Here is a 14,919-nt window from a genome sequence, read left to right on the forward strand (position 1 = left end):
ATGCCTTGGGATCGCAATCAGATGGCCGCCCGCGCGGCACAGGAACTTGAAGACGGCTGGTATGTGAACCTTGGCATCGGCATTCCGACGCTGGTGTCGAACTACATTCCGGAAGGCGTTGATGTGACGCTTCAGTCCGAAAACGGGATGCTGGGTATGGGCCCCTTCCCGATTGAGGGCGAAGAAGATGCAGACCTAATCAACGCAGGTAAGCAAACAATCACTGAATTGGATCGCTCTGCCTATTTCGGTTCAGATCAGTCCTTTGCAATGATCCGTGGCGGCAAAATTGCGATGGCTATTCTGGGCGCAATGGAGGTTGCTGAAAACGGCGACCTCGCCAACTGGATGATCCCAGGCAAGCTTGTCAAAGGCATGGGTGGCGCGATGGATCTGGTCGCGGGTGTTGGTCGGGTGGTCGTTGTGATGGATCACACCAACAAGCACGGCGACAGCAAGGTTCTAAAGGAATGCACGCTGCCATTGACCGGCCAAAAGGTTGTGGATCGCATCATTACCAATCTTGGGGTGCTGGATGTCGTCGACGGTGGCCTGAAGATTGTCGAAATGGCCGATGGCGTCAGTGAAGAAGAGCTTCGCGCCGCCACACAAGCCACAATCGTCGGCTAAGCATTTATAGTTGTTGAATACTTGACGGGGGCCAATCGGCCCCCGTTGTTTTTTAGGATCTGTCTAAGATCAATCTTCAGCTGCCAATTTGGCGAAGATCTCGACTGCCTTCGCGTTCACACCACCTGCGCTGTGGAAAACAGTGACGGGCGAACCAGCAAAGAAGCGTTCGTTCGAGTCATCAGATTCCGCAGCAATACGCGCAAAGATTTGGTCTGCGGAATTGCCAGCGGTGTTACGGCTGGACACAACGACAGTGCCGTGTGTTGTGCCACGCTCGGCAACGTATTCGGCGAAGAAGCGTTCGTTGCCATCATCGCTTTCCAGCGCAATCTGTTCTTGAATTTGGCTTGCAGTCGGCCCGCCAGCCAACACAGGAGCGGCAACGCCAAGGATGATAGCGGTGGTAAGAGCAAGAGTTTTCATTTCGGTGTCTCCAGTTAGAACTTGTTTGGTTCGGGCGGCGTTGTGTCGCCTCGATGATCTCTAACTGGGGAGTAAACTTGCTCACATCAACGCACAGAGTTGTGAATTCACCCAAATAAGTGTGCACATGTGCACACCGATTGTGAGCATCGGAAACGATTAATTTTTCGTGATCTTTACAACGGGCGTTAGCCCGACCGGCCGACCCTAAAGACGCAGCCGTCACTGACAAGCTCGGGCGGTGTTAGGCAAAGGCCGCGTGCGACGGTCCATGCGGCCAAAACCTTGGGGACGTAATCGCGCGTTTCGGCATAGGGCGGAACGCCGCCATTCTTCTTCACGGCGTTTTCGCCGGCATTGTAAGACGCAAGAACAAGAACCGGGTCGCGGTCGAATTCGGTCATCAGCCAATCCAGATAGGCAACACCACCCTTGATGTTCTGAATTGGGTTGGTCCGGTCGACGACTCCGAACCGTTCTGCGGTGGCCGGCATAAGTTGCATCAGACCAGTGGCGCCCTTCACACTTACCGCTTGGGTACGACCACTGCTTTCAACGCCTATGACAGCCAAGACCAGCGCTGGCGAAACCTGGGTCCCGATCGTCGCCTTTAGAATTTCGGTTCCGTGTGCTTGCGCGATGGCCTGCATCGCTTGCATCCGTGGCGCCGGAACAGACGCGCCACCCGGCCCCTTCTTCAGCGCGGCAACCGCTGGCTCCAACCGCCCGGGGCCAGAGTCCGTGATCGCGGGGGAAACCGTGGTCCAATACCAATCGTAAGTCGCCGAGGTCTTGGCCGGCGCTTTTCCAGCTTCTTTATCAGCCACCTTCGGCGAAGGCGCTTTACGAAACTCTTGCGGCGGCACCTGAACCGTAATGCGTTTGGTTGCACCGGCTTTGGGAGGCTTAACCCGTTTGAATGTAAATTCGGGATAGGGCGGCGGATCGCCAGCCAAGGCAACCGGAGCCGCCAAAACACCAGCTAAAAGCACGGCGATACGCATACACATCATATTAAGGGTCCTGCTCTGCCCTGTTTTTATTTCCCGTACTCTCGCAAAAAACGCTGCAAAAAACCACCAAAAGCGGTGGATTCGCAGACAAAACGGCGATTCCAAAGGCTTAAAAAGCTAAAGAGTCTAGTTTTCGTAAATTAATTTCTGAAATATTTTCGTTTATTTTCCGCATGTTAACCAAAGGCAAAGTGTTTTTTGCCAGTCGGCCAAAAATGCCCAGCCTCTGCCCAACTCTCGCCCCAATCCAAGGGCTAATTACTACCCATGCCAAGGCGGTGATCGAGCCATAGAGAGGCCGGTTCGACCTAATCCGCAAGGGCCCTGAAACGTCTGACAAAAATTTGCACGAGGAAAAACCAAATGAAACTGTTCGCAATCATCGAAAACTTCCGCAACGACGAAGACGGCGCTGTAACCGTTGACTGGGTTGTACTGTCCGCCGCCGTTGTTGGCCTGGGCTTCGCTGTTCTGGGTTCCGTAAAAGGCGGCCTGACACAGCTGGGTTCCAGCATCTCGACCGAAGTTGGCGGCATCACACCTGACGCTGGTAACTAATAATTACTGTAGGGCTTACGCCTGAAGTAAAAAATGCCGCGTCCCTTTGGGCGCGGCATTTTCATTTTTAGCAAAAGCTTGGCTAAAGAGAGCTTCATTTCCCCTTAGATGGGTCATGTTTTCGACAAATTGGCCGGTGAAAAAGTAACCAGTTAATCGCTCTGCTTGCTGGGCGAACCTGAATGGAATGGAGATTGCAATGCGCAATATGATCAAAGACTTCATCGCGTCCGAAGATGGTGCGGTTACCGTTGACTGGGTGGTCCTGTCCGCAGCGGTTGTTGGGCTTGGCTTTGCTGTAATTGGTGCAGTAATGGGCGGCAACGCGACACTGGCTGACTCTATGAGCACCGAAATTGGCGGTATCGAAGTCGACGCCGGAAACTAAAAGAAACAGTTTGTTGCGAAAATCGAAATAAACCCCGGTTTGGCCATCGCCTTACCCCGTTTTCGCCCCATTCTAAAGACATCCTGATAATAACTGGTAATGGCTTGCGCGCTCAGTGGGGGTGGTGCGGCCTGTATTTATGATAGGAAAGGAAACGTTATGCGGATGCTGTTTGGTTTGGTCCTGCTGATCGGACTGGGGCTAGCTGGCTTCGCGGTCTACATGGTGCAGGGCTATGTTTCGCAATATCAAGCTGCGCTTGCCCAAGAACAATCTGCTCGGGCTGAGCAGATCCAACTAACCGAAATTTACATCGCGGATCGCGCTTTGGCTTATGGCGAGCCAATCACGCTTGAAGACGCGAAGCTGGTTCAATGGCCAGCAAACCACGTTCCAGAGGGTGCGTTCAAAGTTGAATCCGATCTATTCCCGGACGGCACCGACATGTCTCGTATTGTGCTCCGCCCGATGGAAAAGAACGAACCTCTTCTGGCGGTAAAAGTAACCGCCCCTGGTGAGGACGCAGGTATCGCATCACGTTTGGGCGGCGGCGCACGTGCCTTCACCATCAGCATTGATGCAAGCTCCGGCGTATCGGGCTTTCTGCGCCCTGGCGACCGTGTAGACGTTTACTGGACCGGCACCGTTAAGGGCCGCGCGAAGGTGACGAAGCTCATCATCCCTAGCCTTCAATTGATGGCGGTGGATCAATCGTCGGACTCGGGCCGTCAAAGCCCCGCGATCGCACGGACAGTAACACTTCGGGCCACTTCGGACCGTCAAGTTGCTGCGCTTACATTGGCTGAACAGACCGGTAAACTGTCACTGTCGCTTGTTGGCGCGCTTGACGAAACGCTTTCGAACACAGTCGAAATTGATCAGAACACGCTGCTCGGTATCGAGGAAGAAGAGGAAGTCGTTGAAGTGAAGCCACAGGAAAAATGCGTTCGCGTAGAGCGCCGTGGTACCGAACGGTTTGAAATTCCGATCCCCTGCACGAACTAAAAAATAGTTCAAATACAACATTCTGACGCGGGTCACCCACAGGGCGGCCCGCGTTTTTCGTGGCGAAAGCAAATTCCGTCTGTTGCTTGATTTCCACATAAGTTCCCCTCGCAAGCCTTTGATTCTTGCAAAAAAAGGAAGACTGGCGCATTGTTCGGACAATTGGGCAAAAAAGACCCGTCCTGAGGCGTGATCGGAGAGGCAGGATCACATGAAAATTACGACTTTCTTTCAAGCGGCGCTTATAGGCGCGGCTGTTTCATTTTCTACAGCTCCGCAAGGCGTCGCAGACACCTTGCGTGTGATGCAGGGCGACGTTGGCAGCCAACTTAATGTTCCGTTGAACCGGGCCGTTGTGGTTGAAAGCGATGTGGTGTTCGCGGAACTTTCGATCGCCAACCCATCTATCGCCGACATCTCGACGCTGTCGGACCGCACGATCTATGTGCTTGGCAAGCAACCGGGGCGCACGACCCTGACGCTGCTGGGGCCAGACGGTCGTTTGATCACCAACGTAGAAGTTCGCGTTACGCCTGACGTAAGTGAGCTGAAAGAGCGTCTTCGCGAAGTGCTCCCGAACGAAAACATCGAAGTCCGCCCAGCCAATGATGGTTTGGTGCTGTCCGGTTTGGTTTCTTCGGTCGCAGCTGTTGATCGCGCGCTTGATCTTGCTCAGCGCTACGCGCCAGAGCGTGTTTCTAACTTGATGACAGTTGGCGGAAGCCAGCAGGTTCTTCTGAAAGTTCGCTTTGCGGAAATGAATCGCTCTGTCACGAAAAGCCTCAGCGCCAGCCTTGCTGTAAACGGCATTGGTAGTGGCGGTGACGTCGGCGTTCAAGGCGGCACGGGCACTCTTTCCAGCGATGGCAACCTTAGCGCCCTCTTTGATGGCGATTCTTCGACCGGATCGACAAGCGCCAACTCTCGTAACGGTGTCTTCTCTATTGGTGTCGGCGCTGGCAACGTTGAATTTGCGGTTCTTCTGGAAGCTCTTGAAACAAAAGGGTTTGTTCGCACACTTGCTGAACCGAACCTGACTGCCCTTTCCGGTCAGAACGCAGAATTCTTGGCTGGTGGTGAATACCCGGTTCCAGTTTCTAATGAAAACGGGAACATCTCGGTCGACTTTAAGCCGTTCGGGATCAGCTTGAACTTCACACCTCGTGTTGTGGGCAAGAACATCAACCTGCGTCTGACCGCTTCGGTAAGTGGTGTGGATCCGACGATTTCTTACACCGACGGCTCGATCTCGATCAGCGGTTTTTCAACACGCACCACAGCGACAACAGTTGAAATGCAAGACGGCGAAAGCTTTGCGATCGCAGGTCTTTTGCAGGATGACTTCACGGCGCTGAATGGTCAGGTTCCATGGCTTGGCGACATTCCGATCCTTGGCGCACTGTTCCGTAGCTCCGAATACAAGCGCGATCAGAGCGAATTGGTGATCATCATCACCGCACATCTGGTAACGCCAACAAGCGGCGAGGCGTTTGCCCTGCCAACGGATCGAATTCGTCCGCCCACCGAAAATGAGCTGTTCTTGCACGGCAAAGTATCCGCCAGCGGAAGCACGCGTCGCGGCGCTGCTGGTGAAGTTGCCCGCCAAGATTTTTCCGGCTCTTACGGCTATGTGATGGAGTGATGGCTATGCGCACCCCCCTTGTTCTACTGACTACAGTCGCCGTAACCAGCCTTGGTGCGTGTACTCCGGAAATGGCGCGTGACTTCAACGCGCCTGCCGGGAACTCGATCGACGAAGGTTCATTCGGCAATCCGACGATGAACAACATCCAAGTGATGAGCGGAGAGCGTAACGCAGCGATCAACCTGTCACGCAAGTTCGCGTCAGAAGTTCCAAGCACTGTTAACTTTGCCTTCAACAGCGCAACTTTGGATTCGGCAGCACAAGCTGCCCTGCGCCAACAGGCACAGTGGATTCGCAGCTATTCTCTGGCGACGTTCCGGGTTTACGGCCACACCGACAAGGTTGGTTCCAACAACTACAACCAAAGCCTTGGCCTGCGCCGCGCGCAGACTGTGGTTAACTACCTTGTATCACAGGGAATCGAGCGTAGCCGCCTGGAAGCCGTTGTTTCCTTCGGTGAAACGCAGCCGATTATCGTGACGGACGGGCGTGAGCGTCGCAATCGCCGCACCGTGACCGAAGTTTCGGGGTTCCTGAAGGGTCGTTCGCAGACCCTTGATGGAAAATATGCGCTGTTTGAATATACAGAGTACGTCAAGAGCGCGACAGAAAACCATACACTGTCGCTGGTTGACGAAGAAGCTCAGGCAGAAGAGCGCTAATCTCCAAACAATTTCGGCTTTTCAGCCCTAATGTTGCCCAGATTGACCTCCATCTTACCCTTGAGGGAGCAGTAGGTGCGGATGTGAGTCGCACTGGGTGACTGCGGAGCCGAGTGGGTAGAACCAACCCATCTTTGCTTTGTGCCGCGTCACCCTGCAAATGAAGGGTAAAGATTGATGGCAAGGAGTGCAGCGTTGCAGCCAGAACCGGCGCCGATCGTAGCTTGCACGGTATCACGTGATGTTCAGAACTTTGATCTTCTTATTGAAGATATGGAGGCTGAACTGGGTGAAGGATGGGGTGACCTGTCGTTCGAAGACGCAGCAGCGTTTTTCGTACAACCTGACGCGGCCGAACTAAAATTTGTTGCAATTGCGGTTGATAGCCAAGACGAAGAACGCCTGGGCTATGTTGGCGAATTGATTAAGATCGCCAAAGAAAACCGGATTCGTATCATTCTGATCGCGGATGAGCTTAGCCCAATGGCGTTGCATAAATTGCTGCGTCTGGGTGCCGACGATTTTGTCCCCTACCCGCTTCCTGAAGGTGCGCTTCACGAAGCGATTGAACGCCTTAACGAACCGACCCCGATTCATCGCCCGACAGAACTTGTCGTCGCCTCTGAAAATGAGAATGCGGTTGGTGCGCCTGCGAATCTGGACGGGGCTGTATTCTCTGTTCATGGGCTTGCTGGCGGTGTGGGTGCCACAACATTCGCTGTGAACTTGGCTTGGGAACTTGCCAACGTCACTAAGAAAGATCCCCCCAAGGTTTGCCTGTTGGACCTGGACCTTCAATTTGGCTCTGTTTCGACCTACCTTGACCTGCCCCGGCGCGAGGCTGTGTACGAGCTTTTGGCAGACACGTCCCGGATGGATAAGGAAAGCTTTATGAATGCTTTGCTTCCATTTAAGGACAAAATGCATGTTTTAACCGCGCCCGGAGAGATCCTGCCGCTTGACATGATTGGCCCCGATGACGTGAACGCGCTGATTGATATGGCGCGCGCAAATTTCGATTTTGTCATTGTTGATATGCCAAAGACGCTGGTTCAGTGGACTGAAACCGCCTTGGCGCGATCCCACGTCTATTTCGCGCTGATGGCGCTTGATATGCGGTCTGCTCAGAATACGCTGCGTATGGTTCGCGCTTTGAAAAGCGAAGACCTGCCAGTTGAAAAGCTGCGGTTCGCACTGAACAAAGCCCCGAAATTCGCTGATCTGTCGGGTAAAAGCCGCGTCAAACGCATGGCCGAAAACCTGAACATCGACATCGAGCTGATGCTGCCCGATGGCGGTAAGCCGGTGGCCCAGGCTGGCGACCATGGTTTGCCATTGTCAGACAGCGCCGGGAAAAACCCATTGCGCAAAGAGATCAAGAAACTGGCTGCGTCGCTTTATTCTCACGCACACGAACAAGCCGCCGCTCTCTAACAGAGACATCGAGTAGAAAGTTCGAACATGTTTTCGCGATACAAAAAATCATCTGGAACGCCGGCGCCGGAAGCGGACAAACCTGCGCAGGCAGCCCCTGCGGCAGCGGCCGCAGAGCCGGCCGCCGCGCGGAAACCCGCGGCGGCACCGAAAGTCGCGCCTGCCCGCGCCGCGCCCGTTGATAAAGACCGGAAACGCCGTGAGCGGATGTCAGAAATCAAGGTCGAGCTGCACAAGCGGCTGCTGGAAGACCTGAACCTTTCCGCGCTTGAGCATGCTTCTGAAAGTGACTTGAAAGCTGAAATCCAAGCGATTTCAGCGGAAGCGCTTGAAGAAATGAGCGTCGTTCTGAACAAGGACGAACGCACAAGCCTGAATCAGGATTTGTTCGACGAAGTTATGGGCCTTGGCCCACTTGAAACGCTTCTGAAAGACGACACCGTCAACGATATTCTGGTGAACGGCCCACAACAGATCTTTGTGGAACGTTCGGGTAAGCTGGAACTGACGGACATCACCTTTAAAGATGAACGTCACCTTCTGCGGATCATCGACAAAATCGTTTCGGCCGTTGGTCGTCGTGTTGATGAATCCAACCCCTATGTTGACGCCCGTCTTTCTGACGGCTCGCGTTTCAACGCCATGGTTCCACCTGTTGCCGTTGATGGCAGCCTCGTCTCCATTCGTAAGTTTAAGAAAGAAAAGCTTGCGATCGACGATCTGGTGAAATTCGGCGCGTTTACCGAAGAAATGGCCGCCTATCTTCAGGCTGCGGTTGCCTGCCGTCTGAACGTTATCGTTTCTGGCGGTACGGGTTCTGGTAAAACGACCACGTTGAACGCACTGTCCAGCTTTATTGACGACGCCGAACGCATCCTGACGATCGAGGATACGGCGGAACTTCAGCTTCAACAGACGCATGTGGGCCGAATGGAAAGCCGCCCCGCCAACGTGGAGGGCAAAGGCGCCGTTTCACAGCGGGACTGTCTGCGAAACGCTCTTCGTATGCGCCCAGACCGCATCATCGTAGGTGAGACGCGTGGCGAAGAAGTTATCGACATGCTTCAGGCGATGAACACCGGCCACGACGGGTCTATGACGACGATCCACGCCAACAGCGCACGTGATGGTGTTTCGCGTTTGGAAAACATGGTTGCGATGGCCGGTATTGAAATGCCGCTTAAGGCCGTGCGCAGCCAGATTGCATCGGCTGTGAACCTTATCGTTCAGGCCAGCCGCCTTCAGGACGGTTCGCGCCGCATGGTGTCGATTACCGAACTGACCGGCATGGAAGGCGAAGTCATCTCGATGCAAGAGGTGTTCCGGTATGAACGCCTTGGTCTTGCATCGGACGGAAAAATCATCGGTCGCTTCAACGCGACAGGCGTCCGCTCTCACTACTCCGAGCGGTTCCGTCAGTGGGGTTACGATCTGCCCCCGTCCATTTTTGAACCGATCGCAGCAGAGTAACCAGTATGCAAATCAGTGCAGAACCAATTATCTATGGTCTGATCTTCGTCGGGGTTCTGGCGCTGGTCGAGGGCCTGTATCTAACGATCTTCGGCAAATCCATCAGCTTGAACAGCCGCGTCAACCGGCGCCTGGACATGCTGGAAAAGGGTGCCGCCCGCGAAGAAGTTCTGGAACAGCTTCGCAAAGAGATGAGCCAGCACATGAATTCAAAGGGCATTCCCCTTTATTCAATGCTGGCCGCCAAGGCACAAAAGGCCAACATCGCCTTTTCGCCACGTGCGCTGATCATGATCATGGTTTTGCTTTCGGTGCTGGCCTTTTTGGGGCTGACCATCGGTACCGGTGCGTCGCTTCAGATTCGGGCGCTGGTGTCCGTGGTGATGGGTGTTGGCGCGGTATTCGTTTGGGTGAACAACAAAGCCACCAAACGTCTGGAACTTATCCAAGAACAACTGCCTGACGCCGTAGAGCTGATGGTGCGAAGCCTTCGCGTGGGTCACCCCTTCGCATCGGCGGTTTCCATCGTCGCGAACGAAGTGGCCGACCCGCTGGGCTCAGAATTTGGCATGATCGCCGACGAAGCGGCCTATGGCCGTGATGTATCGGAAAGCTTGAAGGATCTGGCTGAACGGATGGACTTGCAGGATTTGCGCTTCCTTGCGGTTGCCGTGACCATCCAGCAGCAATCCGGTGGTAACCTTGCTGAAATCCTTGAAGGTTTGGCCAAGGTTATCCGTTCGCGTTTCAAACTGTTCCGCCGCGTAAAAGCGATTACTGCCGAGGCGAAGTATTCGGGTATGTTCCTGTCTGCTTTCCCGCTGATCGCGATCGTGGTCATCAACATTCTGGAACCGACCTATTACGACGAAGTGAAAGATACCCCTTACTTTATTCCTGCATGTCTGTTCGTAGGTGCGCTTTTGGTGGTGAACGTGGTCTTCATGAAGATCATGGTCAACATCAAGGTTTAAGGAGAAAACCAAATGGAATTCCTGAACCAACTTAACGACATGCTGACCGAAAAGTTCGGCGCGCTTGGCCCGCTCTATGCTGTGGGCATGCTGGGTGTATTGTTCATCGTCATTACCCTGCCGGTCCTCCTGAAACGTCAAGCTGACCCGCTGGACAAGCTTAAGCAACCCGGTGGCGGTGGCCGCGCTGCGAAACCACAGCAGCCCGCAGCGGCCGAAGCACGGCTACGTTCGGGCAGCAAGAACGCTGAAAAGCTGGACAAGTTTGCTGACTTTCTTGAGCCACAGAACGAAGAGGAATATTCGGCTGCGCGCCTGAAACTGACGCGCGCTGGTTATCGTTCCAAATCTGCGGTTCGCGCGTTTCACTTTGCGCAGTTCGCACTTGGCCTGTTCTTCCTGTTCTGCGGCGTACTTTACGCTTTCTTCGCGTCGGCAACGGGCGAAGTGACAACCCAAAAGCTTATCCTGTCTGTCGTGATCCCCGGCGGTATCGGTTATTACCTGCCAAAGTACTGGGTCGAACGTCGTGTTCAGACCCGTCAGGAAGAAATCATCAACGGTTTTCCCGACAGCTTGGACATGATGCTTGTCTGCATCGAGGCCGGTCAGTCGCTTGATCAATCGATCATTCGCGTCGCGCGTGAAATTCGGGCTGGCTTCCCTGCCCTTGCCGACGAATACGAAATCGTCTCGCACGAGATGAAAGCCGGTAAAGACAAGATCACCGTGCTGAAAGACATGGGCGAACGCTGCGGCGTGACCGATGTGTCGTCATTCGTGACCGTGCTGGTTCAGTCGGCAACATTCGGTACGTCCATCGCGGATGCGCTGCGGGTTTACGCGGCAGAAATGCGTGACAAGCGCGTGATGCGTGCTGAAGAAAAAGCCAACAAGCTGCCGACCAAACTGACGCTTGGCACCATGATGTTCACGGTTCCACCACTGATGATTGTTCTGATCGGCCCTTCGATCTATGGTATGTATCAGATGCTGACGACTGTGGAATTCTGAGTGCATGTTACAAAAATCGGTGGGGCTTCTCACTGCAGTGTGCCTATTGGCCGCCTGTCAGACGACCGGCGGCCTTACGCCTGAATACGAGGGGCTAGCCCCGCCCCCAGGTACCCCGAAGATAACAGAGGCCGTCGATGGCCTTGTCGTGGGTCATCGGCTTATGGCCGCAGGCGAATACGAACTGGCACTTAAGGCCTATTACCGCGCGGCTGGCGAACGCGGCATTGATGCTGACGTTCTGTCCGCGTTGGGCTCTGCCAACCTTCGGCTTGGCCGCCTTGGACAAGCCGAAACGCTGTTACGAAAAGCCGTTGAACAGAACGAAGACTTCGCGCCTGCGTGGAACAACTTGGGCGTTACACTGATGGAGCTGGGCGAAACTGGCGAAGCTAAGCGCGTGTTCCGCACGGCTTTTGCGCTGGATAGTGGCCAATCGGACGAAATTCGCGAAAATCTGCGCTTGGCTATCGCAAAATCCGAAAATCCTGCGTATGATTCAATCAATAGCAATAATTTCGATTTGGTGCGGCGAGGAAACGGGCGATACCTGATCCTTTCTACACCCTGAGGACAGAGCAGTATAAAGGACGCAAAATGCGCCACCTTTTCCTAGTAACGCTATGCGTGACCGGCGCTTTCGCGCTTTCTGGATGTACCGGTTCGTCGGAAGAAGAAGTCGAGCGCGCCGTACAAGACGTGATGGCCAGCGACGAAAGCAACCTTAACGAAATCATGATGACGGTTGCCGACCCTGACGAAGCCGTCGCCTATTTCAAACGTGCTTCGGCGGAATCCCCTGATCGGATCGACTATAAGCGCGGCCTGGGCCGATCCCTTGTGCGCGCAAAACACAACTCCGAAGCTGTGATCGTCTGGTCGAACGTCGTTCAGCACCCAGAAGCAACGACAGATGACAGCATTGAATTGGCCGACGCGCTGATCCGTGCAAGCAAATGGGACGAAGCCGAAAAAGTTCTGGATGGTATCCCGCCAACGGTTGAGACCTTCAAACGATACCGGCTTGAAGCCATGGTTGCTGACAGCAACAAGGAATGGAAAAATGCCGACAGTTTCTATGAAACCGCCGTTGGCCTTACGACCAAACCATCCGGCGTTCTGAACAACTGGGGCTATTCCAAACTGTCGCGCGGCAATTTCAAAGAAGCCGAACGCCTGTTTATCGAAGCCATCGGATATGACCGCAACTTGTTCACCGCCAAGAACAACCTTGTTCTGGCCCGCGGTGCGCAGCGCAATTATCAGATGCCCGTTATCGACATGAGCCAGATAGAGCGTGCGCAATTGCTGTACACCATGGCGCTTTCCGCGATCAAACAGGGCGACACGGCGATTGGCAAAGGCCTGCTGGAAGACGCGATTGACACCCACCCTCAGCACTTCGAAGACGCCGTTCGTTCGCTTCGGGCGCTTAACGGGTAAGACATGGTCCTAGCCACCCCTGCAGAGGCAGCCATTTGGTTCCTGCCATTCGCGGTCGTTATCGGCCTCTATGCTGCGTGGGTGGATTTTCGCATCATGAAAATCCCTAACCGCGTCGTTGACGCTCTGTTTGCGGTATTCGCAATTGTGGGATTTTTCGTGCTTCCGCTAGACGAATACATGTGGCGTTGGCTGCATTTTGTCGTCGTGCTGGTGATCGGCTTCGTTCTGGCGCAAACGCCAATTCTTGGCGCGGGCGATGCCAAGATGATGGCAGTGATGGCCCCTTACATTGCGTGGGCCGACACGTCCGAATTCCTGATGCTATTCTTCTTTATGGTGCCGGTAATCTATGTGCTGCACATGATCGTGCGCGCCATTCCCGGCATCAGTAAAGCCGCACCAAACACACTGTCATTGTCTAAAGAAAAGCGAACAAAGTTCCCCATGGGCGTCGCCCTTGGCCCGCTGTTGATCGCCTATCTTACCCTTGCGGCGTTTCCCGGCCTATTTCCATCAGGATAAGCATCGAACTGCGGTAGACCTCTTTCAACGGCAGTTCACGCTTCACAACTTCCCCGATGATCCGGTGCCGTTCCGACATGCGATATGGGCAGTTGGGGACGACAAGATATCTGGCATTCTCCAGCCCCGGCGCCCCGCCGTAATACCAAGGGCCACCGCCCGGTAGCGGCTTGAAATCGCCAAACATCCAAGCAACGTTCACGATATCAGCCACCAGAAACCCATCATCAGGGCCCACACCTGCGGCCGACAGCTCCTCTGCGATGCTGCTGAAATATCCCACGGCGCCATCGTAAAGCTCGCAAGCGCGCAGCGGTTCCCCGGCCAATAGCGTTTGTTCTTTTGCCGCGCCGTGACCTTTCACCATCGGAGAGGTATCGGGAATATCCAACCGGATGTTCGCCTTCAGCGCATAGGCCCGCTTTGTATCGCCAAACAGATCGTTGTGTTCTGGGCGCGTTGGCAGGAACACGCCAAAGTCAGCCTCGTTCACCTTAAGGTGCACCATCGGGCTGTAAATCATATTGAGGGCAGCAGGCGAACTTAGCGCAAAGATGGCCGCCGCCGCTAACGCCAAGGCTTGGCGCATGTCCCAACCGAAACTGTTGCTCACGCCCGGTTCGGGCCGTGACAGCACGATCAACACCCCAGTCAGCACCAACCACTGAGGATCATTCCCGAAGTTCTGAAACATCACGTAAAAGAACGCCGGCGCAAAGATCATAAGCAACAGGCCCATGTCTTTCTTGCCCGCCTGACGCAACAACACGACGGCCAGAAACACCAACAATGTCCCGCCCATATAGGCGGGCAACCGAAGCATCGTGAAGAACGGTTTGTTGGGGTATGGCCGCACGTCCGATGACGCAACTGCAAGCAAATCGTTCAGATATGCGCCCCAGAAATCCACCCCCATCAACAGCGTCATGACCGCGATAACGCCGATCCCAGCCACGACTGCGGCCCCCAATGTTCCCCATTGGCGCCGGACCAACAGGGCAATCAATACGGGCAGTGCGAAGGCCGCGAAATAGGTAAGCTTACAAAGCGCCAGAAACGCCATCCCGACGCCGATAATCGCCCCATCGGCCACCACGCTTTTCCGATAGACCGGCGCGACGACAGCGATCAGCACAACGATATAGGCAACCGACCAAGCCCATCGATTATAGTGCATCGCGACCGAAATCGCCGATGTGGTCTGCCCCTGCGACAAGGCAAGCGTTAGCACGATCACGTAAAACCCGAAAAAATACGCCCATCCGCCCGAAAGTCGGCTGATGATGGCCCACCACAACGCAGGTAGCAGGCACAAGGCCACCAAGATCTGGCTATAGATGAACGCATGGCCAGCCCCCGCGCCCATGTTCAAAAAGAACGAAATCGGTGCGTATGACAGCACGCCCAGCGGCGTCATGAATTCCGTGTGCGGCTGCGCGCCGCCCGCCAAACGCAAGGCCAGATCAAGCAAATGCGCGGTGTCGCCCTCATAGGTGGCGACATACAGCCCACCTTTGGCCAGGGTAACGGCACCATATAGCGCGACAACGAACAGCAAGAAGCCAGCTATGAAAAGTGGTCTGGGTTTGCTCATTCGTGCCTCAAATAACATTTTTGTCTTTCAACTGCCCTTTTCTGGCCATCAACTCGTGTCAAAGCAAGGGCAGTTTAAGTTGTTCGCCTGACGTCGGGCGGGTAATCTTTCACAAATCTTTCGAGCAGAATTAAGGCT

The 14,919-nt window shown here is 54.6% G+C and carries 16 protein-coding genes; 13 read left to right on the plus strand and 3 right to left on the minus strand.

The genetic code is table 11. From position 1 onward, the window contains the following. Window positions 1-630: a 3-oxoacid CoA-transferase subunit B gene (locus COL8621_RS11955; RefSeq protein ID WP_093967582.1), complete on the plus strand. Its 630-nt coding sequence runs from the start codon at window positions 1-3 to the stop codon at window positions 628-630. A 69-nt stretch (window positions 631-699) separates the two neighbouring features. Here the strand turns inward: COL8621_RS11955 and COL8621_RS11960 are convergent, their stop codons facing one another. Continuing rightward, window positions 700-1,056, minus strand: a complete 357-nt coding sequence (locus COL8621_RS11960) for a hypothetical protein (RefSeq protein WP_093967583.1) — start codon at window positions 1,054-1,056, stop codon at window positions 700-702. A gap of 188 nt (window positions 1,057-1,244) precedes the next feature. Then, window positions 1,245-2,066 (minus strand): lytic transglycosylase domain-containing protein, encoded by an 822-nt coding sequence (locus COL8621_RS11965; protein WP_370804694.1) that lies wholly within the window; start codon window positions 2,064-2,066, stop codon window positions 1,245-1,247. Window positions 2,067-2,432: 366 nt separating this feature from the next. Here COL8621_RS11965 and COL8621_RS11970 point away from each other — a divergent pair, with 366 nt between their 5' ends. From COL8621_RS11970 to COL8621_RS12025, 12 genes are all read left to right on the plus strand, one after another. Then, window positions 2,433-2,627 (plus strand): Flp family type IVb pilin, encoded by a 195-nt coding sequence (locus tag COL8621_RS11970; protein WP_093967585.1) that lies wholly within the window; start codon window positions 2,433-2,435, stop codon window positions 2,625-2,627. Window positions 2,628-2,826: 199 nt separating this feature from the next. Continuing rightward, window positions 2,827-3,015: a hypothetical protein gene (locus COL8621_RS11975; protein WP_093968547.1), complete on the plus strand. Its 189-nt coding sequence runs from the start codon at window positions 2,827-2,829 to the stop codon at window positions 3,013-3,015. A 159-nt stretch (window positions 3,016-3,174) separates the two neighbouring features. After that, complete coding sequence (gene cpaB, locus COL8621_RS11980) at window positions 3,175-4,020, plus strand: Flp pilus assembly protein CpaB (RefSeq protein WP_093967586.1); 846 nt, start codon at window positions 3,175-3,177, stop codon at window positions 4,018-4,020. A 211-nt stretch (window positions 4,021-4,231) separates the two neighbouring features. After that, window positions 4,232-5,662: a type II and III secretion system protein family protein gene (locus tag COL8621_RS11985; protein ID WP_093967587.1), complete on the plus strand. Its 1,431-nt coding sequence runs from the start codon at window positions 4,232-4,234 to the stop codon at window positions 5,660-5,662. Continuing rightward, window positions 5,662-6,327: an OmpA family protein gene (locus COL8621_RS11990; protein ID WP_093967588.1), complete on the plus strand. Its 666-nt coding sequence runs from the start codon at window positions 5,662-5,664 to the stop codon at window positions 6,325-6,327. The genes COL8621_RS11985 and COL8621_RS11990 overlap by 1 nt, the downstream gene beginning before the upstream one ends. A 177-nt stretch (window positions 6,328-6,504) precedes the next feature. After that, on the plus strand, window positions 6,505-7,761 hold the full coding sequence (locus COL8621_RS11995; protein ID WP_093967589.1) for a CpaE/TadZ family protein: 1,257 nt from the start codon (window positions 6,505-6,507) through the stop codon (window positions 7,759-7,761). A gap of 27 nt (window positions 7,762-7,788) precedes the next feature. Then, entirely contained in the window at window positions 7,789-9,231 is a 1,443-nt protein-coding gene (locus COL8621_RS12000; protein ID WP_093967590.1) for a TadA family conjugal transfer-associated ATPase, read from the plus strand. Window positions 9,232-9,236: 5 nt separating this feature from the next. Continuing rightward, window positions 9,237-10,205 carry a type II secretion system F family protein gene (locus COL8621_RS12005; RefSeq protein ID WP_093967591.1) on the plus strand — a complete coding sequence of 323 codons (969 nt, stop codon included), beginning with the start codon at window positions 9,237-9,239 and terminating at the stop codon, window positions 10,203-10,205. 12 nt (window positions 10,206-10,217) lie between these two features. Then, window positions 10,218-11,219 (plus strand): type II secretion system F family protein, encoded by a 1,002-nt coding sequence (locus COL8621_RS12010; RefSeq protein WP_093967592.1) that lies wholly within the window; start codon window positions 10,218-10,220, stop codon window positions 11,217-11,219. Window positions 11,220-11,223: 4 nt separating this feature from the next. Further along, window positions 11,224-11,790 (plus strand): tetratricopeptide repeat protein, encoded by a 567-nt coding sequence (locus COL8621_RS12015; protein ID WP_093967593.1) that lies wholly within the window; start codon window positions 11,224-11,226, stop codon window positions 11,788-11,790. 26 nt (window positions 11,791-11,816) lie between these two features. Continuing rightward, window positions 11,817-12,662: a tetratricopeptide repeat protein gene (locus COL8621_RS12020; protein ID WP_093967594.1), complete on the plus strand. Its 846-nt coding sequence runs from the start codon at window positions 11,817-11,819 to the stop codon at window positions 12,660-12,662. A gap of 3 nt (window positions 12,663-12,665) precedes the next feature. Beyond that, window positions 12,666-13,187 (plus strand): A24 family peptidase, encoded by a 522-nt coding sequence (locus COL8621_RS12025; RefSeq protein ID WP_093967595.1) that lies wholly within the window; start codon window positions 12,666-12,668, stop codon window positions 13,185-13,187. Here COL8621_RS12025 and COL8621_RS12030 read toward each other — a convergent pair. After that, complete coding sequence (locus COL8621_RS12030) at window positions 13,147-14,781, minus strand: DUF2029 domain-containing protein (protein ID WP_141137887.1); 1,635 nt, start codon at window positions 14,779-14,781, stop codon at window positions 13,147-13,149. The genes COL8621_RS12025 and COL8621_RS12030 overlap by 41 nt on opposite strands. Window positions 14,782-14,919: the final 138 nt, after the last annotated feature.

This window comes from Actibacterium lipolyticum (assembly GCF_900184935.1).
Classification (GTDB): Bacteria; Pseudomonadota; Alphaproteobacteria; order Rhodobacterales; family Rhodobacteraceae; genus Actibacterium_A; species Actibacterium_A lipolyticum.